This is a genomic window from Serratia sp. CMO1, assembly GCF_015689115.1.
GTDB lineage: Bacteria > Pseudomonadota > Gammaproteobacteria > Enterobacterales > Enterobacteriaceae > Serratia > Serratia marcescens.
Genome location: NZ_CP065032.1, coordinates 325,956 through 350,714, shown reverse-complemented (window position 1 = coordinate 350,714; position 24,759 = coordinate 325,956). Strand labels below are relative to the sequence as shown.

The following is a 24,759-nucleotide window of genomic DNA, read 5'->3' as shown; positions in this document are numbered from 1 at the left end:
AAATTTCGACTACTTAACTTTAGGTATAGTTAATTCCCCATTATTGGTGGGAGATATCTATCCTTAACCTTTAAGCAACATTAATCGGTTCAATTAGTTAGCACCCGAAGAGTTCGCTAAATTTTAAGCATAGATATTTAACTTGCCGTTCTTAACAAGAACATTGGAGGAATGCAGTGCAAACCTTTAACGCCGATCTTGCCATTATTGGGGCCGGGGGCGCTGGTTTACGTGCAGCAATAGCCGCAGCGGAAGCCAATCCCCAACTGAAAATCGCGCTGATCTCTAAGGTCTACCCGATGCGCAGCCACACGGTCGCCGCCGAGGGGGGCTCCGCCGCCGTCACTCAGGATCATGATACCTTCGACTATCACTTCCACGACACCGTCGCCGGCGGCGACTGGCTGTGCGAGCAGGACGTGGTCGATCACTTCGTGCATCAGTGCCCGCGCGAGATGACCCAGCTCGAACAATGGGGCTGCCCGTGGAGCCGCAAACCGGACGGTTCGGTCAACGTGCGGCGTTTCGGCGGCATGAAGATCGAACGCACCTGGTTCGCCGCCGACAAGACCGGCTTCCACATGCTGCACACCCTGTTCCAGACCTCGCTGAAATACCCGCAAATTCAACGCTTCGACGAGCACTTCGTGCTGGATATCCTGGTGGATGACGGCCAGGCGCGCGGCCTGGTGGCGCTCAACATGATGGAAGGCACCCGCGTGCAGATCCGCGCCAACGCGGTGGTGATGGCCACCGGCGGCGCCGGGCGCGTTTACCGCTACAACACCAACGGCGGCATCGTCACCGGCGACGGCATGGGCATGGCGTTCCACCACGGCGTACCGCTGCGCGACATGGAGTTCGTGCAGTATCACCCGACCGGCCTGCCCGGTTCCGGCATCCTGATGACCGAGGGCTGCCGCGGCGAAGGTGGCATCCTGGTGAACAAAGACGGCTACCGCTACCTGCAAGACTACGGCATGGGCCCGGAAACCCCGCTGGGCGAGCCGAAGAACAAATACATGGAGCTGGGCCCACGCGACAAAGTGTCCCAGGCCTTCTGGCACGAATGGCGCGCCGGCCGCACCATCGCCACCCCACGCGGCGACGTGGTCTACCTCGATCTGCGCCACCTGGGCGAGAAAAAGCTGCTGGAACGGTTGCCGTTCATCTGCGAACTGGCCAAGGCCTATGTCGGCGTCGATCCGGTGAAAGATCCGATCCCGGTGCGCCCAACCGCGCACTACACCATGGGCGGCATTGAAACCGACCAGAACTGCGAAACCCGCATCAAGGGGCTGTTCGCGGTCGGCGAATGTTCCTCCGTCGGCCTGCACGGCGCCAACCGTCTCGGCTCCAACTCGCTGGCGGAACTGGTGGTATTCGGCCGCGTCGCTGGTGAGCACGCGGCGCGCCGCGCGCTGGAAACCGCGCCGGCCAACGGCGCCGCGCTGGATGCGCAAACCCGCGACGTCGAAACCCGCCTGAGCAACCTGATGAAGCAGGAAGGCAACGAAAACTGGGCGAAGATCCGCGACGAAATGGGGCTGTCGATGGAAGAAGGCTGCGGCATCTACCGCACGCCGGAGCTGATGCAAAAAACCATCGATAAGCTGGCCGAGCTGAAAGAACGTTTCAAACGCGTCAAAATCACCGACAACACCAGCGTGTTCAATACCGATCTGCTGTACACCATCGAGCTGGGCTACGGCCTGGACGTCGCCGAATGCATGGCGCACTCTGCATTTAACCGCAAAGAGTCGCGCGGCGCCCACCAGCGCCTGGACGAAGGCTGCACCGAACGTGACGACGTCAACTTCCTCAAGCATACGCTGGCGTTCCATAACCCGCAGGGCGCGCCGCGTCTCGAATACAGCGACGTGAAAATCACCAAGCTGCCGCCGGCCAAACGCGTCTACGGCGCAGAAGCCGAAGCGCAGGAGAAAAAGAATAAGGAGCAGGCAAATGGCTGAGATGCAAACCCTGAAGATCGACGTCATGCGCTATAACCCGGAAAGTGACGCCGAGCCGCATTTCGTCACTTACGCCGTGCCTTATGATGAACAGACCTCGTTGCTCGATGCGCTGGGCTACATCAAGGATAACCTGGCGCCGGATCTCTCCTACCGCTGGTCTTGCCGCATGGCGATCTGCGGCTCCTGCGGCATGATGGTCAACCGCGTGCCGAAGCTGGCGTGCAAAACCTTCCTGCGCGACTACGTCGGCGGCATGAAGGTCGAAGCGCTGGGCAACTTCCCGATCGAGCGTGATCTGGTGGTCGACATGACCCACTTCATCGAAAGCCTGGAGGCGATCAAACCGTACATCATCGGCAACGATCGCAAACCGGAGGATGGCCCGAACGTGCAGACCCCGGCGCAGATGGCCAAGTACCACCAGTTCTCCGGCTGCATCAACTGCGGCCTGTGCTACGCGGCGTGCCCGCAGTTCGGCCTCAACCCCGAGTTTATCGGCCCGGCGGCAATCACGCTGGCGCACCGCTATAACCTGGACAACCGCGACCACGGCAAGAAACAGCGCATGCCGCAGCTCAACGGCCAAAACGGCGTCTGGAGCTGCACCTTCGTCGGCTATTGCTCCGAAGTCTGTCCGAAACACGTCGATCCCGCCGCCGCCATCCAGCAGGGCAAGGTGGAGAGCGCCAAAGACTTCATGATCGCCATGTTGAAGCCGCAATAAGGGAGAAAATTGCCATGACAACTCAACGTAAGCCCTATGTGCGCACCATGACGCCCACCTGGTGGCAAAAGCTCGGCTTCTACCGTTTCTACATGCTGCGTGAAGGCACCTCGGTGCTGGCGGTCTGGTTCAGCATCGTGCTGCTCTACGGCGTGTTCGCGCTGAAGGGCGGCGCCGAGAGCTGGGCCGGCTTCGTCGGCTTCTTACAGAACCCGCTGGTGCTGTTAATCAACGTCGTCGCCCTGCTGGCGGCGGCGCTGCACACCAAAACCTGGTTCGATCTGGCGCCGAAGGCCGCCAATATCGTGGTCAACAGCGAGAAAATGGGACCGGGCCCCATCGTGAAAGGGCTGTGGGCCGTCACGATCGTCGTCAGCGTGGTCATTCTGGCCGTGGCCCTGTTCTAATCCGGAGGAAACATGATAAATCAAGCACCTAAACGCTCCGACGAGCCGGTTTTCTGGGGATTGTTCGGCGCCGGCGGCATGTGGGGCGCGATCGTCGCGCCGGCTATCGTGCTGCTGGTCGGCATTCTGCTGCCGCTGGGGCTGTTCCCCGGTGAAGCGCTGGGTTACGAGCGCGTGCTGGCGTTCTGCCAGAGCCTGATCGGCCGCCTGTTCCTGCTGCTGATGATCATTCTGCCGCTGTGGTGCGGCCTGCACCGCATCCACCATGCGATGCACGATCTGAAGATCCACGTGCCGGCCGGCAAGTGGGTGTTCTACGGTCTGGCAGCAATCCTCAGCGTCGTCACCGTCATCGGCGTCGTCACTCTGTAAACCGCTCAGGTGGCCAACGCCCGTTGGCCGCCCTTTTCTCATCGGCTACACTGTCTACTCGCCCCCGGTAAACAGGAGTCACCGATGCGTTTATGGTCAAAGCTTAGCGTCATGCTTTCCGCCCTGCTCTCCGTGGCCTGCAGCGTCTCCCCGCCTAAAGACATCAAGGTCGTGACCCCTTTCGACAGCCAGCGCTATCTCGGCACCTGGTATGAGATCGCTCGTCTGGATCATCGTTTTGAACGCGGTTTGCAGCAGGTGACCGCCCATTACGGCCCGCGCGCCGACGGCGGACTGAAAGTCATCAATCGCGGCTTCAATGCGCAAAAACAGCAATGGCAAGAAAGCGAAGGCAAAGCCTACTTTATCGGTTCACCGCAGGTCGCGGCGCTGAAAGTGTCGTTCTTCGGCCCCTTCTATGGCGGCTACAACGTGATAGCCCTGGATCCAGAATATCGCTACGCGCTGGTTTGCGGCCCTAACCGCGACTATCTGTGGATCCTGTCGCGCACGCCGACGCTTGACGCCAGCGTACGCGACCGTTTATTGCAGACAGCCAAGGGCTACGGTTTCGCCACCGATGCGCTGATCTGGGTGCAGCAGTCCGCCGATCAGTGACTGCTGAACTTCAGCCCGAGTATGCCGACCACGATCAGGCACAGGCTGATGATGCGCGCAATATTGGTCGATTCCCCCAACAGCACCATGCCCATGATGGCCGCGCCCACCGCGCCGATGCCGGTCCACACCGCGTAGGCGGTGCCGGCGGGCAGCGTTTTCATGGCGTTGGCCAACAGCAACATGCTGACCACCATTGCGGCGATGGTGATGATGCTCGGCGTCAGCCGGGTAAAACCGTGGGTGTATTTCAGACCGATAGCCCAAACCACTTCGAGCAAACCGGCGATAAGCAAAATAATCCAGGCCATGAGACGGCCTCCCTACCACTGGGGTCGTCCCCGATAAAATGACGCGTAAACGGGTCGTCCCGTTCAGCTGAGTGATGAATGGCGGGCAACCTCACCCGCACTGCGGCAGGATAGCAGCAGCGTTAACGCGCAAGCAAGAGGTGGAAATGCGGCGGCCCTCCGCAGCGGGAACGCCGCCGGGTGGAATGCGGATTATTCCGCGCTGCGCTGAATAGCCTTGCCGCCGGCCTGAATGTCTTCACCCACGCCGCGGGTGGTATTGCAGGCGGTCAGCGAGCTCAAAATCATCAAAGAGAAGATCGCGATAATACTTTTCTTCAGCATAAGAAAGTCCTTATTTGTCGTTGATGAAAAAGTACGGCTTTCTAAGCGTAGTCAAAATTGGCGCAGAGAGTGGAATCGCCACCGGCTTTGTGGCGCGAATACATCGGGTTAAGGGCCGGGTCAGCTGGCCGTGCGCGAAATGGCGCCGCCGAGATGCTGAACGTCTTCGCCGAAACCGCGAAACGTATTGCAACTGCTGAGGGAGAAAAGGAACAACAGGGAGAGCACGGCCAACAACGTTTTCTTGAACATGCGGATTTTCTGCCAACGAACGGGGATGGGGTAAAACAGAGGAACCGCCAGGGTTCCTCTGTTTTGAAACTTATTTAACGCGAGAGACGTATTCGCCAGAGCGAGTGTCAACTTTGATCACTTCGCCGATCTGGACGAACAACGGCACTTTTACCACGGCGCCGGTGCTCAGGGTCGCCGGCTTGCCGCCAGTCCCTGCGGTATCGCCTTTCAGGCCAGGATCGGTATCGGTGATTTCCGCTTCGATGAAGTTCGGCGGCTGAACGGCGATTGGACGGCCATCCCACAGGGTGATGATGCACTCTGCGTTATCCTGCAGCCATTTGGCCGCGTCACCGACGGTTTTGCCGTCAACCTGATGCTGTTCGAAAGACTCAGGGTGCATGAAGTGGTAGAACTCACCGTCGCTGTACAGGTAGTTCATGTTGGTGTCCATCACGTCTGCGCCTTCGCAAGAATCGGTAGACTTGAAGGTTTTTTCCACGCGGGTGCCGGTCAGCAGACGACGCATTTTCACGCGTGCAAACGCCTGGCCTTTGCCCGGCTTAACGAACTCACTGGCTTCGACGGCGTAAGGTTCGCCCTCGAACATGATTTTAAGACCCGGACGGAAATCGTTGCTAGAATAAGTCGCCATGATGGCCCTCTGAATATTTGAACTGGTAGCTTAGCCAAAAAAATGGCACACATTATAACCCAAAGTACGGCACATAGAGAAGATTGGTTGCATCAACTCGCCGATGTTATTACCGATCCCGATGAATTACTGCAGCTTTTGTCACTGAATACGCACCCGGAACTGCCGCAGGGGCGAGATGCCCGCCGGCTGTTTGCCCTGCGCGTGCCGCGCGCCTTCGCTGCGCGCATGCGCCCCGGCGATGCCAACGACCCGCTGCTGCGCCAGGTGCTGACCGCCAGAGAAGAGTTCATCAACGCCCCAGGGTTCACCACCGATCCGCTCGATGAGCAGCGCAGCGTGGTGCCGGGCCTGCTGCACAAATACCGCAATCGCGCGCTGCTGCTGGTCAAAGGCGGCTGTGCGGTCAACTGCCGTTACTGCTTCCGCCGCCACTTCCCCTATCAGGATAATCAGGGCAACAAGAACAACTGGCGGCAGGCGCTGGATTATATCCGCCAACACCCGGAACTCGACGAGATCATTTTTTCCGGCGGCGATCCGCTGATGGCCAAAGACAGCGAGTTGGAGTGGCTGGTCGGCGAACTGGAGGCCATCCCGCACCTGAAACGCCTGCGCATTCACACCCGTCTGCCGGTGGTGATCCCGGCGCGCATTACGCCGGCGTTGTGCCGCCTGCTGTCAGCCTCGCGCCTGCAGGTGCTGATGGTCACACACATCAACCACGCCAACGAAATCGACCGCGAGCTGCGGAGCGCCATGGCCCAGCTGCGCCTCGCCGGCGTCACGCTGCTCAACCAGAGCGTGTTGCTGCGCGACGTCAACGACGATGCCGACACGCTGGCGGCGCTCAGCAACGCGCTGTTCGACGCCGGCATCCTGCCCTACTATATCCACGTGCTGGACAAGGTGCAGGGCGCGGCGCACTTCATGGTCAGCGACGATGAAGCGCGCGTCATCATGCAGGCGCTGCTGAGCAAGGTGTCCGGTTATCTGGTGCCGCGCCTGACGCGTGAAGTGGGCGGCGAACCGAGCAAAACGCCGATCGACCTGCGCCTGATGCAGGAATGACGCGCGCCACATGGCCCGATGGAACGAAAAGAGGAATGCCGTGGCATTCCTCTTTTTTTATCTCTGTGCGGCGTTTGGCCTCAGCGCCTTACGGGCACTTGTAAACCTGGCCGACCATTTTGCTGTCCAGCGGCGCGAAGCTGGAGAGCAGGTTCTGGCTTGGGCTGTTGGCGCCGTAAATGACGTTGCCGCCCATCGCCGCCGCCTTGTTGCGCAGATCGTTGGCCGCACCGCGCATGGAGCTGCCCTCACCGCCGTTGCCGGACAGCCAGTTGCTCTGGGTGCCGGTCACTTCCCCCAGCAGCTGGCATTCCGCCGCCGGCTTGCTGTCGGTGAACTTGATCTGCTGACCCGCAGCGGTCAGTTCATGAGTGGTGCTGCAACCCGCCAGCAGCATCGCTGCCGAAAGACCCAGTAAGGCTTTAATCCGCATCTTGTTCCCCATTCGATGTTGAGAATTACGCAAAAGCTTATCAGAAAGCGATGCCATCTCTTAAGCATCCGTTGCCACGGCTAGCGGGCCAACGTCTTGAGCGACAGCTGATGACTTACCAGTTTACCAGTTAAATCGCCTCCGGCGGCAAAAATATCATCAAATACAGTGCGGCGGCGCTCAGGCATAAAAAAACCCCGGTCACTTGACCGGGGTTCTCAGCACACAAGCGTGTGGGGGATGATTACATCATGCCGCCCATACCGCCCATGCCACCCATGCCGCCTGCTGCGCCCAGATCCGGTGCGTCAGCCTTCGGCAGGTCGGTGACCATGCATTCGGTGGTGATCATCAGGCCAGCCACGGAAGCCGCGTACTGCAGTGCAGAACGGGTCACTTTGGTTGGATCCAGGATACCCATCGCGATCATGTCGCCGTATTCTTCAGAGTAAGCGTTGTAGCCGTAGCTGCCTTCGCCCGCTTTCACCTGGTTGGCGATAACGGAAGCTTCTTCACCGGCGTTGACCACGATCTGACGCAGAGGGGCTTCCATTGCGCGCAGCGCAACTTTGATACCCACGTTCTGGTCTTCGTTGTCGCCTTTCAGCGCGGCGATTTTGCCTGCAACGCGGATCAGCGCGACGCCGCCGCCGGCAACCACGCCTTCTTCCACTGCAGCGCGGGTTGCGTGCAGGGCGTCTTCAACGCGGGCTTTCTTCTCTTTCATTTCAACTTCAGTCGCTGCGCCAACCTTGATAACGGCAACGCCGCCGGCCAGTTTCGCTACGCGCTCCTGCAGTTTTTCACGATCGTAGTCAGAGGTCGCTTCTTCGATCTGCTGACGGATCTGAGCAACGCGGCCCTGGATGGTCGCTTCGTCGCCCACGCCATCGATGATGATGGTGGTGTCTTTGTTGATGACAACGCGTTTCGCCTGACCCAGGTCTTCCAGGGTGGCTTTTTCCAGCTCCAGACCGATCTCTTCAGAGATAACGGTACCGGCAGTCAGGGTCGCGATGTCCTGCAGCATGGCTTTACGACGGTCGCCGAAGCCAGGCGCCTTAACGACAGCCACTTTCACGATGCCGCGCATGGTGTTGACCACCAGGGTCGCCAGCGCTTCACCTTCAACGTCTTCAGCGATGATCAGCAGCGGTTTGCCTGCTTTGGCAACGGCTTCCAGCACCGGCAGCATTTCGCGGATGTTGGAGATCTTCTTGTCAGCCAGCAGGATGAACGGGCTTTCCAGCTCAACAGAACCGGTTTCCGGCTTGTTGATGAAGTATGGGGACAGGTAACCGCGGTCGAACTGCATACCTTCAACCACGTCCAGCTCGTCTTGCAGGCCGGTGCCTTCTTCAACGGTGATAACGCCTTCTTTGCCCACTTTCTCCATCGCTTCCGCGATCAGTTTACCCACGGTTTCGTCGGAGTTGGCGGAGATGGTGCCCACCTGAGCGATAGCTTTGGAATCGGAGCAAGGTACGGACAGTTTTTTCAGTTCTTCAACCGCAGCGACAACCGCTTTGTCGATGCCGCGCTTCAGATCCATCGGGTTCATGCCGGCAGCAACCGCTTTCAGGCCTTCGGTGATGATGGATTGAGCCAGTACGGTTGCCGTGGTGGTGCCGTCGCCCGCCGCGTCGTTCGCTTTGGAGGCCACTTCTTTCACCATCTGTGCGCCCATGTTCTCGAACTTGTCTTCCAGCTCGATTTCACGCGCAACGGAAACGCCGTCTTTGGTGATGGTTGGTGCGCCGAAAGATTTATCCAGCACTACGTTGCGGCCTTTCGGGCCCAGGGTCACTTTTACTGCATCAGCGAGAACATTCACGCCGCGGAGCATTTTCACGCGAGCGTCATTGCCGAATTTTACGTCTTTAGCTGCCATTGGTATTTCCCTTCAACTCGTTCAGTTCAGAAGATAAAGCGCAATTACGCTTCAACAATTGCCAGAATGTCGCTTTCGGACATGATCAACACTTCTTCATTGTCGATCTTCTCTGCTTTCACGCCGTAGCCGTCGTTGAAAATCACGATATCGCCAACTTTCACATCCAGCGGTTGGATGTTGCCGTTTTCCAGCACACGCCCTTTACCCACTGCAACCACTTCACCGCGAGTGGATTTACCCGCAGCAGAGCCAGTCAGGACGATGCCGCCAGCAGATTTTGATTCAACTTCTTTGCGCTTGACGATAACGCGGTCATGCAATGGACGAATACTCATTGAACGCTCTCCTGTAAGAAGGTCTCTATCAGATTTAGGGTTGTACACCGGATGGTTGTTATTACCGGCCTCGTGGCATTTGAGATGGGGGCGTTCCAGCCCCCTTCAAGGGGGCTAACGAAAAAAATTTCGCATTTTTGGTTCGGCGAGTGCCGCAGAGATGAAAAACGCGGCCTGGGCCGCGTTTGCTTAACGATCGTGAGGTTTGCGATCCTCGTCCGGGCGGTGTTCCAGCACCGGGCGCTCGTCGTCCTTGCGCTGGAATTCGCCGTCAAAGGTGTTGCCGTTGGCGGCGTCGCCGCCCGTCCAACCGCCGGGGCGATACACCGACAGATGCGGCATCAGCTTCAGCGTCAGCGATTTTTGCACCGGCGGCAGCAGCAGCAGCAGGCCGAGGAAGTCGGTGAAGAAGCCCGGAATCAGCAGCAGGAAGCCCGCCAGCACCAGCGAAACACTTTTCACCATTTCCGCCGCCGGGCTTTCGCCGGCCGCCAGTTTTTGCTGCATCTGCACGAAGGTTTTCATGCCCTGATTGCGCACCAGCGAAATGCCGACGCAGGAGCTGAACACCACCAGCAACAAGGTGACAGCCACGCCGAGCACGGCGGCGACTTTGATAAAGATGGATATTTCTATGTAAGCCAGCAGAAATATCAGCAGTAGCGGTAACCAGCGCACCTGGTTCTCCTATCGGTAGGTAAAGCGCGGCCGCCACGGGGCGACGGCGCGAAAAAAGAGGCCGTAAACGGCCGACACCATTACAATGAGGGCATCCCCCCACCATTTCAACCGAGAGCCGGTTTTTATTGCTAAAGTTCACAAACGTGAAAGAAGTCACAGAACCGGAAAAGGGCATATCCTTAAACACCATAAGGTGATCTGGATTCAGTCATTTCTTATCAACCAGCATATGATCTGGGCAGCAACGGGCGATTTGGTTAATCGTTTCACGCCCCAAGCCTTCGGCAATATTAATTTAGGCTGTGCCCTTTAGCCTTGACCTGACAAATTATTAATTCGGCAGCAACACATAGAGAAGGTTCTCATGTCAAACAACATTCGTATCGAAGAAGACCTGTTAGGAACACGTGAAGTCCCCGCAGACGCTTACTACGGAGTTCACACTCTGCGTGCGATTGAAAACTTCTACATCAGCAACAGCAAAATCAGCGATGTTCCCGAGTTCGTTCGCGGCATGGTGATGGTGAAAAAGGCCGCGGCGATGGCCAACAAAGAACTCAAAACCATTCCGCGCAAAATCGCCGACGTGATCATCCAGGCCTGCGACGAGGTGCTGGATAAAGGCAAGTGCATGGATCAGTTCCCGGTAGACGTATTCCAGGGCGGCGCGGGCACCTCGCTGAACATGAATACCAACGAAGTGCTGGCGAACATTGGCCTGGAGCTGATGGGCCACCAAAAAGGCGAATACCAGTACCTGAATCCGAACGATCACCTCAATAAGTGCCAGTCCACCAACGACGCCTACCCGACCGGGTTCCGCATCGCGGTGTACGCCTCCAACCAGAAACTGATCGACGCCATCAACCAGCTGCGCGAAGGCTTCGATCGCAAAGCGAAAGAGTTCGAAACCATCCTGAAAATGGGCCGCACCCAGCTGCAGGACGCGGTGCCGATGACCCTCGGCCAGGAATTCCACGCCTTCAGCGTGCTGCTGAACGAAGAGACCCGCAACCTGCACCGCACCGCGGAGCTGCTGCTGGAAGTGAACCTGGGCGCCACCGCCATCGGCACCGCGCTCAACACCCCGGAAGGCTATCAGCCGCTGGCGGTGCAAAAACTGGCGGAAGTCAGCGGCCTGCCGGTGGTGCCGGCGGAAGACCTGATCGAGGCCACCTCCGACTGCGGCGCCTACGTGATGGTGCACAGCGCGCTCAAACGCCTGGCGGTGAAACTGTCCAAAATCTGCAACGACCTGCGCCTGCTCTCCTCCGGCCCGCGCGCCGGCCTGAACGAAATCAACCTGCCGGAGCTGCAGGCGGGATCGTCCATCATGCCGGCCAAAGTGAACCCGGTGGTGCCGGAAGTGGTCAATCAGGTGTGTTTCAAGGTGATTGGCAACGACACTTGCGTTACCATGGCGGCCGAAGCGGGCCAGCTGCAGTTGAACGTGATGGAGCCGGTGATCGGCCAGGCGATGTTCGAGTCGATCCACATCCTGACCAACGCCTGTTACAACCTGCTGGAAAAATGCATTAACGGCATCACCGCGAATAAAGAAGTCTGCGAACACTACGTCTTCAACTCGATCGGTATCGTCACCTATCTGAACCCGTTCATCGGCCACCATAACGGTGACATCGTCGGGAAGATCTGCGCCGAAACCGGCAAGAGCGTGCGCGAAGTGGTGCTGGAACGCGGCCTGCTGACCGAAGCCGAGCTGGATGACATCTTCTCCGTGGAGAACCTGATGCACCCGGCCTATAAAGCCAAACGCTATACGGATGAAAATGAACAATAACAGACCTACCCGGTAGCCCTGAAAGGCACGCTAAATCCTCTGGATAGCGTGCCTTTTTACTTTTAGGCGCCCACAAAATTTTAACGTTTGATTTTCAATTTCTCTCATTTTAAGGAGTAAACACTATGCTAGCCGTAGAATTGGTTATCGTTCTGCTGGCCATCTTTTTAGGGGCCAGGTTGGGCGGTATCGGTATCGGGTTCGCGGGGGGATTGGGCGTTCTGGTCCTGGCGCTGATCGGCGTCAAGCCGGGCAGCATTCCTTTCGACGTGATTTCCATCATCATGGCGGTGATCGCGGCGATCTCCGCCATGCAGGTCGCCGGGGGGATGGACTACCTGGTGCAGCAGACCGAAAAGCTGCTGCGCAAGAACCCCAAACATATCACCATTCTCGCCCCTATCGTCACCTACTTCCTGACCATCTTCGCCGGCACCGGCAACATCTCGCTCTCGGCGCTGCCGGTGATCGCCGAGGTGGCGAAGGAACAGGGCATCAAACCTTGCCGGCCGCTGTCGACCGCCGTGGTCTCCGCCCAGATCGCCATCACCGCCTCGCCAATCTCCGCCGCGGTGGTGTACATGTCTTCGGTGATGGAAGGCCACGGCGTCAGCTACCTGCACCTGCTGATGGTGGTGATCCCGTCCACCTTCTGCGCCGTGCTGGTGATGTCGCTGCTGGTGACCTGGCTGTTCGACTCCAAGCTGTCTAACGATCCGGTCTACCTGAAACGCCTGGAAGAGGGCCTGATCACCCTGCGCGGCAACAACGCGCTGGCGATCAAACCGCGCGCCAAAGCCTCGGTGCTGCTGTTCCTGCTGGGCGTACTGTGCGTGGTGGCCTACGCCATCATCAACAGCCCGGGCCTGGGCCTGGTGGCCAAGCCGCTGATGAACACCACCAACGCCATTCTGATCATCATGCTGAGCGTTGCCACGCTGACCACCCTGCTGTGCCGCGTCGACACCGACATGGTGCTGAACTCCAGCACCTTTAAGGCCGGCATGAGCGCCTGTATCTGTATCCTCGGCGTCGCCTGGCTGGGCGATACTTTCGTCCAGGCCAACATCGATTGGATCAAAGAGACGGCCGGCAGCGTCATTCAAGCACACCCGTGGCTGCTGGCGGTGATTTTCTTCTTCTGCTCGGCGCTGCTGTACTCGCAGGCCGCCACCGCCAAGGCGCTGATGCCGATGGCGCTGGCGCTGAACGTGTCGCCGCTGACCGCCGTCGCCTCCTTCGCCGCCGTTTCCGGCCTGTTCATCCTGCCGACCTACCCGACGCTGGTCGCCGCGGTGCAGATGGACGATACCGGCACCACGCGCATCGGCCGCTTCGTGTTCAACCATCCGTTCTTCATTCCCGGCACCATGGGCGTGATCTTCGCTGTGGTATTCGGCTTCCTGCTCGGCAGCGTCATGCTGTAACGCTTCGACCGGGGCTGCGGCCCCGGTTTTCCTTTTGGCGATAAACTCACCTTCTAGCCAATCCGCCTTCAGGGTATAGTGCCCATTCGAACCGATGAGAGGGCTGAAGATGTCTGATTGCGAAGCTGTCGTCATACTCTGTACCGCACCCGATGAAGCCAGCGCCCAGGAACTGGCGGCGCGGGTCCTGGGCGATAAGCTGGCGGCCTGCGCCACGCTGCTGCCCGGCGCCACCTCGCTGTATTACTGGGAAGGGAAACTGGAACAGGAATACGAGGTGCAGATGCTGTTCAAAAGCGATCGCCGCCGTCAGCAGGCCCTGCTCGACACCCTGAAACAACATCACCCCTACCAGAAGCCCGAGCTGCTGGTATTGCCGGTGATGGCCGGAGATAAAGACTACCTGTCATGGATCAACGCTTCATTAAACTGATTTTGCTGCTGTGCAGCCTGTTCTTCCTGCCGCAGGCGGCGCAGGCTTCGCTGTTCGCACCGACGGGCGGCAGCCAGTTCGTGCCCGTCGATCGGGCCTTCGCTTTCGATTTCAAACAGCAAGGCAACCAGGTAACGCTGAACTGGCAGATCCGCCCCGGCTATTATCTGTATCGTCAGCAGATCAAACTGGTGCCCCAGCAGGCGACGCTTGGCGCCTTTACCCTGCCGGAAGGATTGAGCCACAAGGACGAGTTCTTCGGCGAAGTCGCCATCTTCAAGCAGCAGCTTAATCTGCAGGTGCCTCTGCAACAGGCGGCGGCCAACGCCAGCCTCAGCGTCACCTATCAGGGCTGCGCCGAGGCCGGTTTCTGCTATCCGCCGGAAACCCGGGTGATCCCGCTGGATGCCGTCAGCGCAAACGCTGCCGCCCCGCTCCCGGCCGCTGCACCGGCTGAAGCGCCCGCCGCACCGGCCAGCCTGCCGTTTTCGCCGCTGTGGGCGCTGCTGATCGGCATCGGCATCGCCTTCACGCCGTGCGTGCTGCCGATGTACCCGCTGATCTCCGGCATCATCCTCGGCCGTGACCGGCCACAAAGCAGCGGCCGCATTCTGGCGCTGGCGGTGGTTTACGTGCAGGGCATGGCGCTGACCTATACCCTGCTCGGGTTGGTGGTGGCCGCCGCCGGCCTGCAGTTCCAGGCGGCGCTGCAACATCCTTATGTCTTGATCGGCCTGTCGGTGCTGTTCATCGCCCTGGCCCTGTCGATGTTCGGCCTCTATTCCCTGCAGCTGCCTTCCGCACTGCAAACCCGGCTGGCTAACTGGAGCAACACCCAGCGCGGCGGCTCGCTGACCGGCGTGTTCCTGATGGGCGCCCTGGCCGGGCTGATTTGCTCGCCCTGCACCACCGCGCCGCTCAGCGCCATCCTGCTGTATATCGCCCAGAGCGGCAATCTGTGGGCCGGCGGCGGCACGCTATACCTGTACGCGCTGGGGATGGGCATTCCGCTGGTGATCGTCACCCTGTTCGGCAACCGCCTGCTGCCGCGCAGCGGCCCGTGGATGCAGTACGTGAAAGAGGCCTTCGGCTTCGTCATTCTGGCGCTGCCGGTGTTCCTGCTGGAGCGAGTGATCGACGATCTGTGGGGCATGCGTTTGTGGAGCCTGCTCGGCCTGGCGTTCTTCGGTTGGGCCTTCGCCCTGAGCCTGAGAAGCGCGCGCGGCTGGGCGCGCGCCCTGCAACTGCTGCTGCTGGCGGCGGCGGTGATCGCCGCACGGCCGCTGCAGGACTGGGCTTTCGGCGCCGACCAGGCGCAGCAGGCCGCTCAGCCACACCTGGCCTTTACCCGCATCAACAACGTCGAACAGCTCGATCTGGCGCTGCAACAGGCGCGCGGCAAGCCGGTGATGCTGGATCTGTACGCCGACTGGTGCGTAGCCTGTAAAGAATTCGAGAAATACACCTTCAGCGATGCGGCGGTGCAGGCGAGCCTGGCCAACGCGGTGCTGCTGCAGGCGGATGTGACCGCCAACAGCGCGGAACAGGCGGCGCTGCTGAAGCATCTGCAGGTGCTGGGGCTGCCGACGATCCTGTTCTTCGATCCGGCGGGCCAGGAACTGACGGCGCAGCGGGTCACCGGTTTTATGAAGGCGGAAGCCTTCAACGCGCATTTGCAGAAAGTGATGCGATAACTGACACTGAAGATCGGAAGTGAATGGGAGGAAGCACAAGTGCAACGTGAACACGTCCTTGATACCGCGCTGGGCCTGTTGGAACAACAGGGCCTGGCGACCGCCACATTAGAGATGCTGGCGGAAAAACTCGACGTTCAGCCCGGCGATCTCAAACGGTTCTGGCCGGATCGCGAAGCGCTGCTGTACGACTGCCTGCGCTACCACGGCCAACAGATCGACACCTGGCGCCGCCAGCTGCTGCTGGACGAAAATCTGAGCCCGCAGCAAAAGCTGCTGGCGCGCTATGACGTGCTGGCGGAATACGTGCAGCAAGACCGCTATCCCGGCTGCCTGTTTATCGCCGCCTGCAGCTTCTTCCCGGAAACGGACCACCCGATCCACCAGCTGGCGGAGCAGCAAAAGCTGACCTCGCTGGAGCTGACCCGCGAACTGCTGCGCGACATGGATGCCGACGACGCCGACATGGTGGCGCAGCAAATGGAGCTGATTCAGGAAGGCTGCCTGAGCAAACTGCTGGTAAAACGCCAGCTCCATGACGTATCGGTCGCCAAACGGCTGGCGGAAGACATCTTGCAGGTGGCGCAATGCCGCCGTAACGGGGCGCTGAGCTGAATCGGCAGGGTTGGTGAAGCCGCCAACCCGAGGCGATAGCCCCAACAGGCGCATTTTTTGCGCCCTTTGCCTGAAAAGCCAGCAACCGGAGGCATTTTAGCGTCTTTCACGCATAAAGCCGTTGACGGCTTTCGGCCAATACGGTTTAATGCTGCCCGTTGCCCGGATAGCTCAGTCGGTAGAGCAGGGGATTGAAAATCCCCGTGTCCTTGGTTCGATTCCGAGTCCGGGCACCATATTTAGAGAACCCAGCCTATGGCTGGGTTTTTCGCTTTCTGGGATACGGACTCTCCATCGAACTGCGTTCGATTATTCGGCCAAGGGCCTCACCCTGCAGGCCAGCGCTAAAGCGCTGTTCAACGCGGCGCCAGCGCCGGTTGTCCGAGTCCGGGCACCCTATTCAGAAAAACCCGCCTATGGCTGGGTTTTTCGCTTTCTGGAGTACGGACTCTCCATCGAACTGCGTTCGATTATTCGGCCAAAGGCCTCACCCTGCGGGCCAGCGCTAAAGCGCTGTTCAACGCGGCGCCAGCGCCGGTTGTCCGAGTCCGGGCCCCCTATTTAGAGAACCCAGCCTATGGCTGGGTTTTTGCTTTTCTTTCACCGAGGTGCTCACTGGCAAATCGAAGCGTATTTCTTCATAAACGGGCTGGCGCAAATTGACGCGTAAATGTCTTTTTGCAGTTGGCTGGCGCTAGAATCTGGCTTTTGCGAACCGCCAACGTTTACACCGGTGCCGTTGTTGCCGTTAGTGCTGCCGTTAATGCTCACGTCAACGGAAGTTCCGCCGCCGCTGCCGGTATTGCCATTGAGACCGCCTTCAATCACCAGCTTGGCCTGAGCCAGCTGCGAACACATCAGCAGTGTGCAACCCAGTAATGCGATTTTTTTTCTCATCATGTCCTTCTCCTTGTTTATTGAATTACCCGTTTGTATTTATTTCTCTGTGCGGCAGACCCTGTACCGGTTTCCTGTTGCGGCTAATGCCCTCTTCCACCTATCGCCAATCGCCTTTTCTTCATGCGCTGATCGTGTTTGAAAAACGCATATAAACTCAGAAAAAACAAAAAAATCGCCAGATAAAAAAGATCCACTTTACCTTCCCTGGGTACATCTCGGCACCACACAAAATATAATATTCACTTGATAAATAGTTTTTCATAACTCATAAGCCATAGCGCGTTATGAGCCAAAAAAAGCAGGGTTAACCCCCGCTCATCGATAAATAGCCATTAATAAACCTGTAGTATTTTCTTTCACAACCTGTGCGACGTGCTTGTGAACTATCTTTTAAAATTTAATGTTCACGCCATTAATATATTTAAAAACACATAGCTATTTCATTAAAATTGAAAATAACATGAGAAGTCAGAATAACAAAAAATAAGAATTAGAATATCCCTCATCAAGGTTAAGAATATTCTCCCTCTTCGGACAATAGCCAATAAATAAACTCATGATTCCGGTTTAACATCAACTTGCTCATGACCGATCGTTTATGGCTGTGCACGGTTTTTACGCTGACGCCTAACAGCCTGGCGGTTTGCGACTGATCGAACCCGCAGCGGAGATAGTTCACGACCTGCCGTTCGCGCTGAGTCAGTGGCTGACGTTTGGTAAGCACAGAGACAGAACCAGACAATGCCTCATTCAGCAACTCAAACAGCTTGATCTGATCGTCCGTGCGATACAGCACACGTGCTACATCTTTCACCTTTAAAATGGGTCTTTCTTTAACGGTGATCACCTGCGGTGCGCATCTCCCCCAACGCTGGGCGCGCCGCCGAGAGGAAGCAAGCACCATATCAGGCGGCTCAACAACACCCGGAGGTAAAAAGCAGACGGTTTTATTGTTTTTCTTCGCATATTTTTCAATGCTGAGCCGCAGGCCTTCAGCGAAATAACGGTTCTCATCGTCGATAACGATATTAATACTATTCATTCTTATCACCCCGGTTAACATCCATCCTATGGATACGCGGCTATGGAGAACATCGATTACTCAAGCAGTTTTTATTCTAGAAATGTGACAATGGAAATGAATGGTTATATCCCATCATTATAAAAAGCACAAACCCCGTTTTAAAAAATGCCTAAAACATATCCATCACGAATATATTTATTAATCTAATTTTTTAAACAACCACAGAATTCCTCTCATCTGAAATAAGAAGAATATCAACTATGGTAAAACAATTATTATAGTTTTTGACCCCCGGAATGTACCGATACTGCCGTCATAACCTGCCAGCGTAGAGGTTAAGGTCAATGACACGCCCGCGGGTGTAACGTTAACAACTTTCCCCTCACCTAAACCAGTGCCGTCTAATTTCAGCTCGCTGCGAAAACCGCCAACCCCTTTGAAAAAAATGTTGCTGGAATGGTCTGCCGACATGAGCCGCGCTTGAAGATTACCGGTGCATCGCACATATAATGAAGTTCTGGCGATATTCCCGTTGACCTTATCCGAACTGAGTGAACCATGCCGCAATTCCGCGTTCGGCATATAAACGTCGCAGTAATTTGGGCTGACTTTAACCTGACAAAAATCTTTACCTCCTGGCATCGGAATATAAGCAGAACCTCCCTGGCCCTGATTAGGATATCCAAGAAAGACACATGACATATAGGTCCCACCACCCATTAAATTATGGACATATGTCCAATTAAGATCACCTCGTCGTCTGAGATAATCGCCCAACTCCCCTAGCGTTTTAATCCCCCGAGCTTCGGGCACATATATAGACATCTGAGGGGGAGTTGAAAGTCCCCAGATACTACGATGGATAATATAAACATAACAGGCGTTACCTTCACAATTGTAAAGTGGATTAGGTGTCGTGTTATAAATATCCCATGACGTTATCTTGGCTCTTATCTTCCAAAAGCCTGATATCGCTGGTTCAATTTCTGGTTCTATCTCCCAAGGAGAAGAATATGCAGCAGGCATAAATACCAACATCGACATAATTGAAGAAAAAAAACCACCCGTTTCAGGCAACTCAATATAATACCACCCATCTTTTTTCCTTACTTACTTTTCAATAACTAACCGGGAATAAGGTTATCAGCCAATGACGAATTATCTAACATTAAAATAATAAACTTTCACCCTTACAATAGATTTCAATCATAGTGCAGTAAAAACGTTGCCACAGCGCTAAAAACGCCTCTGCTGATAGTATTATTTTTTATCGCCTCAGGCTCACCACGCACATAGGCTTTAAGCGTGATTCTGTTGCTTCCCGCCTGCAACCGCTGCTTACCGGTAAGTTTATTCAGGGGCAACAATTCTCCGGCAGTATTTTCCAGACCAATAGCAATTCCGCTCGCGCCACCGCTATTGATGGCCAGCAGCCCCGGCAGTGCAGCACTTTCCGTGCCGCTGAAAGAGACGCTTACCGTTTCGCCAAGGCTGAGATCGCATTCCATTAGTTGCAGAACAAACTCTTTCCCTGGCGTGCGTTGGTTGAGATAGAGATATTTATCGATCACCGTGCCAAAATCCAGCTCAATATTTTCTTCCCCGGGAGCAATAACGCAGGGCTCCGCTACCAGTTCGCCGCTATAGTTGACGGCTAACGTGGGCGCCGCGCTCCAGCAGGCATGGCTAATACACAATAATGCCAGCGGCAGCAAAGTCTTTTTCATCCCATCTCCTGGTTAATAGTATGGATGTCTTTTATTATTCACCGTGAATTCGATTTAATAATATTCAAGACGAAGCGAGGCATTCGCATTAAACATACCCGGCGTTAAAACCGCATTGGGGCTCTTAACCGGCACCACTTTCACATGACGCTTAACGCTGCCAACACCGCCCATATAGCCACCGACAGCAAGATCGGAGAATCCATTATTAACCTGGTACTGTGCCTTAATCCCCAACCCGTTAATATTGGTCGCCAGCGCTGAGGCATCGAAATCACTCGGATTACCGACGTAGCTGATTTTAAAGGGAACGTCGAAACCCGAGGGGCAGGTTATATCAACAGCAAATGACTTTTTGTAGCGCTCGCCATCTATTTTATTGACACCAACCGTCTCAAAATTGACGTTTATCGGCTGCCCGCCGTTGAACTCGCAGGGCACATCCTCTCGCAGTGTTCCCTTAAAACTCATGTTGTCCGCCGTCGCCCCTTGAGCTGTGATACCCAACAGGATAAGGCAAACCATGCCAAGCTTTTTCATCGCCGCCTTCCTCATTGATAAGCCACCAGCAGAGTGGCGCCGGCAGTAAAGGCGCCGCCGGGCAACGTCTTACCCGTTTTTTTTACCGGTACCGCCTCTAATAATGGCGTTTGATTATCCGAATAGGTGAACTTCAGCCAACTATTAATATTAAGCGGCTGCCCATCGGCGTGTAACGCCACGCCGAAGTCACTGATGTTAGTCTGCAACGCAGTGGGATCAAAGGAGGTCGCATTACCCTGGATCTTCATCTGCAAAGCATTGGACTTACTGCCTGAACACTCCAGTGTATAATCCACTTTTTTCTTATAATTGCTGCCATTCACGCTAACCGTCAGGATCTCGCCGAAGTCCACTTCGATGGTGCGATTGCCGTTGATCACACAAGGCGGCGGTACCTGCACCGTAACGCTGACCGTCACGGTGGTCGCGCCGGTCAGTGGCGATATCCCCACACAAAGGAGAAACATCGCCGCATTACGCCAAGAGGTGAAACAACCGGCCTTAAATTTATGCGTCATGTTCCTTGATTCCTCAATCATAGCTCAGGCTAAAATCCACCGTGGCGCGATAGGCTCCGGCCGCCAGAGGGGCCGCCGTGCGCTCCGGCACCACGCTATAGCTCAAGGTATTCTGCCCCGGCGTCAATAGCAGCGGCTCGCCGCGGCCGCCCAGCCGCACGTCCTGACCACGGCCGTCTTCAAGACGCAACCCCAGGCCGGCAACGCCCTGCACCTTAACCAGTCGCGGATTGTCCGCATCCTGCACCGCGCGGAAAGCCACCGTTACCGCCGGCTGATTTTCGGCCCAGGTTAAGGCGCCGGTGCGTGAATCCCGGCTACCGGCCAGGCTGCGCAAGCAGTCTTTCAGCTGTAACTCAAAGGCTACCGGCGCGCCACGGTCACCGATATTCTGCAGACGCCCAGTGCCGATCTCCCCCAGGCTGATGTCTTGCCACGCACTTTCCATCTCCAGCCGACAGGCGCTCTCCGTTAACGCTCCGCGCACCTGCAATACGCCATTGGCGCCGTCGGTGTACCAGTTGTCCGCGACTTGCCCTTGCGCGGCCGGCATTAGCCACAGCATGGCGCCTAAAGTCAGCGGCACCATCAGCGCCAACCCGCCCAGGGACCCGTAATAGCGCAAATCCTGGCGCTCCGGCAGGTGTTTTTTCAGTTTGTTGCTCATCCATTGCATCTTATTCCTCCCGATTCCCCGCCGCAGCCGATAGCATTACGACTTGCTCTTTTCCGGTACTACCTGGCAAGTGGCGCTACTGCAGTTGAACGTCAGTTGCGGCCGGCCACCGTAGTCGTTGATGTAAGTCAGCACCGGACCGGCGCCCAATGCGGCGGCGCTGGCACCCAATGCCGCACTGCCCTTCGGCGGCACCATCAGCGGTTCAAAGTCTTTCACACCCGCTATGCCCTTTTTGGCGCCCGCGTCCACGATAGTTACGTAGTAAGGCGTCGGGTTATTCACCACGTACTTGTCGCCCTGCTTGGTCAGCGTCAGCTGTTCCTGCCAGGGCGCGGCATTCTGCTTCGGCGCAATCGCCGCCGGGCGATAGAACAGCTTGATACGCGTCTGCAACGCAATCTGCAGCGTGTTCGGCTTGTCACTCTTCGGCGGGATCTCGCGCAGGTTGAAGTAGTACAATGACTCTCTGTCCTGCGGCAGTTGTTTGGCCGCCGGCAGCGCCTGGATTTTCACCTGGCTCGGCTTGCCTGGCTCGACGCGCTGCACCGGCGGCAGCACCGCCAACGGGCTCTGGATTTTGTTGCCCTGCTCGTCTTCCAGCCAGCCCTGCGCCAGGTACGGCAACTGCTTATTCTGGTTGCTGATGTTTAGGCTGACGGATTTTTCGCTACCGTCGAAGATCACCCGGGTGCGATCCAGCGCGATAGCGGCCTGCACCTGCGGCGCCAGCAACGCGCCCAACAGTGCGATGGTCATCAGATTCGGTTTATTCATGGTAAAGTTCTTTTTCATACGTTTATCACTCTTACAGATTCAAATAGGGTGTTCGCGCTTATGGCTCATTGGCCGGTAACGCCCGGCACGGCAGCAGCAAGTTACTCATCATGTCGGCCGGCAAGGTTTGCGGCAGGCTGATGGCGCACTGCGCCGCGCCGTTCCAGTGCACCGTCATGCTTTCACCTGGTCGGATGCCACTCAGGTAGACGCTGCCGCCGTCGTTCACTATCCCTGTATCCTGCTTGTTGGCGTTCATCACCGTAGCGCCGAACGGCGGCGTGCTGCCGTCCGCCAGGCGGATAACCGCCATCGCCTTCTCCCCGGCGATCACGTCAAACTTGCGGTAGCCGATCGCGCCTTCGGTCAGGGTCGCCTGCACTACCGATTTGGTGGCCTCTGCGTTATCCCCCAGTTGGTTCAGATCGATGCTGGCCTTGTTGCGGTAGTAGCTGTTAACGTCCGTCACCACCGCCTTGCCCCAGCGGTTAGTGTCAACCGTACTGCCATAGCCACGCACCGGCACCTCAGCCACGCCGCCGGTATCCAGCAATAGCCGGGTACTGCCCGGCATGCCGATACGGTGCAGCGCGCCGCCCTCTGCGGTCAGGGTGGCACCGCCCTGGGCGCTGAAGCCCAGCGCGCTGTAACTGCCCTGCTGATAGCTGGCGTTGGCGCTCAACTGGGCCATATCGCCCTCACGGTTGTAATAGCCGCTCAGATTGGCGCCATTCCTGGCACTGCCGACGCTCAGCTGGTAGTTGCTGTGCTCATCCAACCTGTCGTAATATCCCACCCGTTGGCTGCTGTCGTTGCGGTTTGCCGAGGCGTTGTAGCTCAGGTTGCCCCCCTGCCCCCACGGCATCGACAGCGACAGATGCATGCCGTCATCGTTGGTGTTTTCATACTTATTGCGATAACCGGTCAATGACAGGCTCAGGTTTTTAAACCGGCCGATATCGAAATAGCGCGACAGCGTCAGGTTGTAGCGATCGTTGGCCGGCCGATCCCAATAGGTCTGGTGGTCATAGTTCAGATACAGGCTCAGGCCGATATCCCGGAACTGCTGGTTAAAGGTGATGGTGTACATCTCCTTGTTGTTGCCCACCCGGCCACCGGAGTAGCGGGCGTCCAGATATTCGCTCATGCTCATAAAGTCCTGCTCCGAGAAGCGGTAGCCGGCGAACGTCACCTGGCTGTCGGTCTCGTCAAAGGTCTTCGAATAGCTCAGGCGGTATGAGCCGCCGCTCAGCGTGCCGTCCTGCTGCGGCAACCGCGCCCGCGACTGGGTAGCGTCGAGCGACAGCGCCCCCAGCGCCATCAGATCGCGGCCGATACCCAGCGAAGCCGCGTTGTAGTCGCCGCCGAACAGACCGCCGCCGTACAGCGACCAACCGTTGCTCACCCCCCAGGAAAACTCGCCGGTGCCAAACAGCGGCCCATTGCTGCGTTGCTGCCAGTCCGAAGGCTTGCCCGCAGCCATTTTGAAGCGCCAGGAGCCAGGGCGCGTCAGGTACGGGATGCTGGCGGTGTTCATCTTGAACGCCTGCACGCTGCCGTCCTGCTCTTCCACCTTCACGTCCAGCTCGCCGGAGACCGCCTCGCTGATGTCCTGGATGCGGAACGGCCCCGCCGCCACTTGAGTCTCATATATCACCCGCCCCTGCTGGCTGATGGTGACTTTGGCGTTGGTTTTCGCCACCCCGACCACTTCCGGCGCATAGCCGCGCAGATTCGGCGGCAGCATGTTGTCGTCAGACACCAGGCTGACACCGGTGAAGCGGAAGCTGTCGAACAGACCGGAGTTGAGGTAATCCTCCCCCAGCGTCAACCGCGAACGCAGCGCCGGCAGTGCGCGGTAGGCATAGTAACGGCTCCAGTCCAGCCGCTGATCGGTACCCTGCCCGCTACCGGTTTGGTGATTGAGCTGCCCCTGCCAGTCGGCGCGCAATCGCCAGGCGCCGAAATTGGCGCCGGCGGTGCCGTTGCCGCTCAGGCTGTTGCTCTGCCCGCCGCTCCGCTCCTGGCGCTGAGTCTGGCCGTTAACGTTATAGTCAAACAGCAGGCCCGGAATGCCCTCATCCCAGCGCGACGGCGGATCCCAGTCTGGCGATGAATATTCCAGATAGGCCTGCGGAATGCTCAAATACAGCGCCGCCGTGGCTAAATCGCCGCGCGCCTCCATGCCCTTCAGGCTGGCGATATCCAGACACTCATCCTGATGCCACCAACGCAATTCTTTCGACGCATCCGGTTTCAGCGCCAGCTGTTCCACCAGCGCCGGCGAAATACAGGCCTGGCTGCCCTGAGCATCGTCATCCGGCGGATAAAAACTGACGCTCTGTTCCGGCAATTCATTGTTATTAAGATGAATCACCATGGCATAGGCGCCCGGCATAATATAGCCGCTGCGTGAAAACTGGCTCAGGTCGATATTTTTTCTATCGTTTACGTCCAAAATATCGGTATTAAACTGAATGCCGTCCTCAGCTTCTGCCTTTGGCGTCAAATGCGCTAACGCCAGAAATATACCAACACTTAGCGCATGAGGACGAAACAGCTTCCATGCAGGAGAAAAAAACATATCCA

At 57.3% G+C, this 24,759-nt stretch carries 28 protein-coding genes and 1 tRNA gene; 12 read left to right on the top strand and 17 right to left on the bottom strand.

The genetic code is table 11. The annotated features are described in order from the left end of the window. Positions 1-176 precede the first annotated feature (176 nt). The 5 genes from frdA to blc all read left to right on the top strand — a co-directional run bounded on the left by frdA (position 177) and on the right by blc (position 4,097). Positions 177-1,973, top strand: coding sequence for a fumarate reductase (quinol) flavoprotein subunit (frdA, locus tag IT763_RS01570; RefSeq protein WP_033631602.1), 1,797 nt, complete (start codon positions 177-179; stop codon positions 1,971-1,973). Then, positions 1,966-2,700: a succinate dehydrogenase/fumarate reductase iron-sulfur subunit gene (locus tag IT763_RS01565; protein ID WP_004929676.1), complete on the top strand. Its 735-nt coding sequence runs from the start codon at positions 1,966-1,968 to the stop codon at positions 2,698-2,700. The genes frdA and IT763_RS01565 overlap by 8 nt, the downstream gene beginning before the upstream one ends. Positions 2,701-2,714: 14 nt before the next feature. Further along, the gene (gene frdC / locus IT763_RS01560; RefSeq protein WP_025305010.1) at positions 2,715-3,107 is read left to right on the top strand and encodes a fumarate reductase subunit FrdC; all 393 of its coding nucleotides are present in this window, start codon (positions 2,715-2,717) and stop codon (positions 3,105-3,107) included. A gap of 12 nt (positions 3,108-3,119) precedes the next feature. After that, entirely contained in the window at positions 3,120-3,479 is a 360-nt protein-coding gene (gene frdD / locus IT763_RS01555; RefSeq protein WP_004929672.1) for a fumarate reductase subunit FrdD, read from the top strand. A gap of 84 nt (positions 3,480-3,563) precedes the next feature. Next, positions 3,564-4,097, top strand: coding sequence for an outer membrane lipoprotein Blc (gene blc, locus IT763_RS01550; protein WP_033638927.1), 534 nt, complete (start codon positions 3,564-3,566; stop codon positions 4,095-4,097). On the opposite strand, the gene sugE is transcribed toward blc, so the two are convergent. The 4 genes from sugE to efp all read right to left on the bottom strand — a co-directional run bounded on the left by sugE (position 4,091) and on the right by efp (position 5,621). Further along, positions 4,091-4,408, bottom strand: a complete 318-nt coding sequence (gene sugE, locus IT763_RS01545) for a quaternary ammonium compound efflux SMR transporter SugE (RefSeq protein ID WP_004929669.1) — start codon at positions 4,406-4,408, stop codon at positions 4,091-4,093. The two genes, blc and sugE, sit on opposite strands and share 7 nt — an antisense overlap. Before the next feature lie 192 nt (positions 4,409-4,600). Beyond that, the gene (locus tag IT763_RS01540) at positions 4,601-4,732 is read right to left on the bottom strand and encodes an entericidin A/B family lipoprotein (RefSeq protein ID WP_004929668.1); all 132 of its coding nucleotides are present in this window, start codon (positions 4,730-4,732) and stop codon (positions 4,601-4,603) included. Between the two features lie 120 nt (positions 4,733-4,852). Beyond that, positions 4,853-4,984, bottom strand: a complete 132-nt coding sequence (locus tag IT763_RS01535) for an entericidin A/B family lipoprotein (RefSeq protein WP_004929667.1) — start codon at positions 4,982-4,984, stop codon at positions 4,853-4,855. A 70-nt stretch (positions 4,985-5,054) separates the two neighbouring features. Beyond that, a complete protein-coding gene (gene efp / locus IT763_RS01530) occupies positions 5,055-5,621 on the bottom strand; it encodes an elongation factor P (protein ID WP_004929666.1) in 567 nt (188 codons plus the stop codon). A 42-nt stretch (positions 5,622-5,663) separates the two neighbouring features. On the opposite strand from efp, the gene epmB reads away from it, so the two are divergent. After that, complete coding sequence (gene epmB / locus IT763_RS01525) at positions 5,664-6,692, top strand: EF-P beta-lysylation protein EpmB (RefSeq protein WP_028127561.1); 1,029 nt, start codon at positions 5,664-5,666, stop codon at positions 6,690-6,692. An 88-nt stretch (positions 6,693-6,780) separates the two neighbouring features. Here epmB and IT763_RS01520 read toward each other — a convergent pair whose 3' ends face one another. From IT763_RS01520 to IT763_RS01505, 4 genes are all read right to left on the bottom strand, one after another. After that, positions 6,781-7,125 (bottom strand): DUF4156 domain-containing protein, encoded by a 345-nt coding sequence (locus IT763_RS01520; protein ID WP_025305007.1) that lies wholly within the window; start codon positions 7,123-7,125, stop codon positions 6,781-6,783. Between the two features lie 244 nt (positions 7,126-7,369). Continuing rightward, positions 7,370-9,016 carry a chaperonin GroEL gene (gene groL, locus IT763_RS01515; RefSeq protein WP_206195100.1) on the bottom strand — a complete coding sequence of 549 codons (1,647 nt, stop codon included), beginning with the start codon at positions 9,014-9,016 and terminating at the stop codon, positions 7,370-7,372. Between the two features lie 44 nt (positions 9,017-9,060). Beyond that, positions 9,061-9,354: a co-chaperone GroES gene (locus IT763_RS01510; protein WP_004929661.1), complete on the bottom strand. Its 294-nt coding sequence runs from the start codon at positions 9,352-9,354 to the stop codon at positions 9,061-9,063. Between the two features lie 189 nt (positions 9,355-9,543). After that, positions 9,544-10,032 carry an FxsA family protein gene (locus IT763_RS01505; protein WP_004929660.1) on the bottom strand — a complete coding sequence of 163 codons (489 nt, stop codon included), beginning with the start codon at positions 10,030-10,032 and terminating at the stop codon, positions 9,544-9,546. A gap of 367 nt (positions 10,033-10,399) precedes the next feature. On the opposite strand from IT763_RS01505, the gene aspA reads away from it, so the two are divergent. From aspA to IT763_RS01475, 6 genes are all read left to right on the top strand, one after another. Then, complete coding sequence (aspA, locus tag IT763_RS01500; RefSeq protein WP_004929659.1) at positions 10,400-11,836, top strand: aspartate ammonia-lyase; 1,437 nt, start codon at positions 10,400-10,402, stop codon at positions 11,834-11,836. Positions 11,837-11,961: 125 nt separating this feature from the next. Continuing rightward, positions 11,962-13,263 (top strand): anaerobic C4-dicarboxylate transporter, encoded by a 1,302-nt coding sequence (locus IT763_RS01495; RefSeq protein ID WP_118892531.1) that lies wholly within the window; start codon positions 11,962-11,964, stop codon positions 13,261-13,263. A 109-nt stretch (positions 13,264-13,372) separates the two neighbouring features. After that, positions 13,373-13,696 carry a divalent cation tolerance protein CutA gene (cutA, locus tag IT763_RS01490; protein WP_206195099.1) on the top strand — a complete coding sequence of 108 codons (324 nt, stop codon included), beginning with the start codon at positions 13,373-13,375 and terminating at the stop codon, positions 13,694-13,696. Continuing rightward, entirely contained in the window at positions 13,672-15,390 is a 1,719-nt protein-coding gene (locus IT763_RS01485) for a protein-disulfide reductase DsbD (protein WP_164053124.1), read from the top strand. Before cutA ends, IT763_RS01485 begins: the two co-directional genes overlap by 25 nt. Positions 15,391-15,429: 39 nt before the next feature. Beyond that, positions 15,430-16,005 (top strand): transcriptional regulator, encoded by a 576-nt coding sequence (locus tag IT763_RS01480; RefSeq protein WP_143779099.1) that lies wholly within the window; start codon positions 15,430-15,432, stop codon positions 16,003-16,005. A 160-nt stretch (positions 16,006-16,165) separates the two neighbouring features. Next, positions 16,166-16,241: transfer RNA gene (locus IT763_RS01475), tRNA-Phe, on the top strand. A 376-nt stretch (positions 16,242-16,617) separates the two neighbouring features. Here IT763_RS01475 and IT763_RS01470 read toward each other — a convergent pair. The 9 genes from IT763_RS01470 to IT763_RS01430 all read right to left on the bottom strand — a co-directional run bounded on the left by IT763_RS01470 (position 16,618) and on the right by IT763_RS01430 (position 24,754). Beyond that, positions 16,618-16,905 carry a hypothetical protein gene (locus IT763_RS01470; protein ID WP_049299754.1) on the bottom strand — a complete coding sequence of 96 codons (288 nt, stop codon included), beginning with the start codon at positions 16,903-16,905 and terminating at the stop codon, positions 16,618-16,620. Positions 16,906-17,416: 511 nt separating this feature from the next. Then, a complete protein-coding gene (locus tag IT763_RS01465) occupies positions 17,417-17,947 on the bottom strand; it encodes a LuxR family transcriptional regulator (RefSeq protein ID WP_049299755.1) in 531 nt (176 codons plus the stop codon). A 240-nt stretch (positions 17,948-18,187) separates the two neighbouring features. Then, entirely contained in the window at positions 18,188-19,006 is an 819-nt protein-coding gene (locus IT763_RS01460; RefSeq protein WP_206195098.1) for a hypothetical protein, read from the bottom strand. A 125-nt stretch (positions 19,007-19,131) separates the two neighbouring features. Continuing rightward, positions 19,132-19,656, bottom strand: coding sequence for a fimbrial protein (locus IT763_RS01455; protein ID WP_053090359.1), 525 nt, complete (start codon positions 19,654-19,656; stop codon positions 19,132-19,134). A gap of 54 nt (positions 19,657-19,710) precedes the next feature. After that, entirely contained in the window at positions 19,711-20,196 is a 486-nt protein-coding gene (locus IT763_RS01450) for a fimbrial protein (RefSeq protein ID WP_161801396.1), read from the bottom strand. An 11-nt stretch (positions 20,197-20,207) separates the two neighbouring features. After that, on the bottom strand, positions 20,208-20,717 hold the full coding sequence (locus tag IT763_RS01445) for a fimbrial protein (RefSeq protein WP_065426406.1): 510 nt from the start codon (positions 20,715-20,717) through the stop codon (positions 20,208-20,210). Positions 20,718-20,730: 13 nt separating this feature from the next. Beyond that, the gene (locus tag IT763_RS01440) at positions 20,731-21,393 is read right to left on the bottom strand and encodes a fimbrial protein (protein ID WP_049299757.1); all 663 of its coding nucleotides are present in this window, start codon (positions 21,391-21,393) and stop codon (positions 20,731-20,733) included. Positions 21,394-21,429: 36 nt separating this feature from the next. Further along, positions 21,430-22,188 (bottom strand): fimbria/pilus periplasmic chaperone, encoded by a 759-nt coding sequence (locus IT763_RS01435; RefSeq protein WP_151254724.1) that lies wholly within the window; start codon positions 22,186-22,188, stop codon positions 21,430-21,432. A 40-nt stretch (positions 22,189-22,228) separates the two neighbouring features. Then, on the bottom strand, positions 22,229-24,754 hold the full coding sequence (locus IT763_RS01430) for an outer membrane usher protein (RefSeq protein ID WP_206195097.1): 2,526 nt from the start codon (positions 24,752-24,754) through the stop codon (positions 22,229-22,231). Between the last annotated feature and the right edge of the window lie 5 nt (positions 24,755-24,759).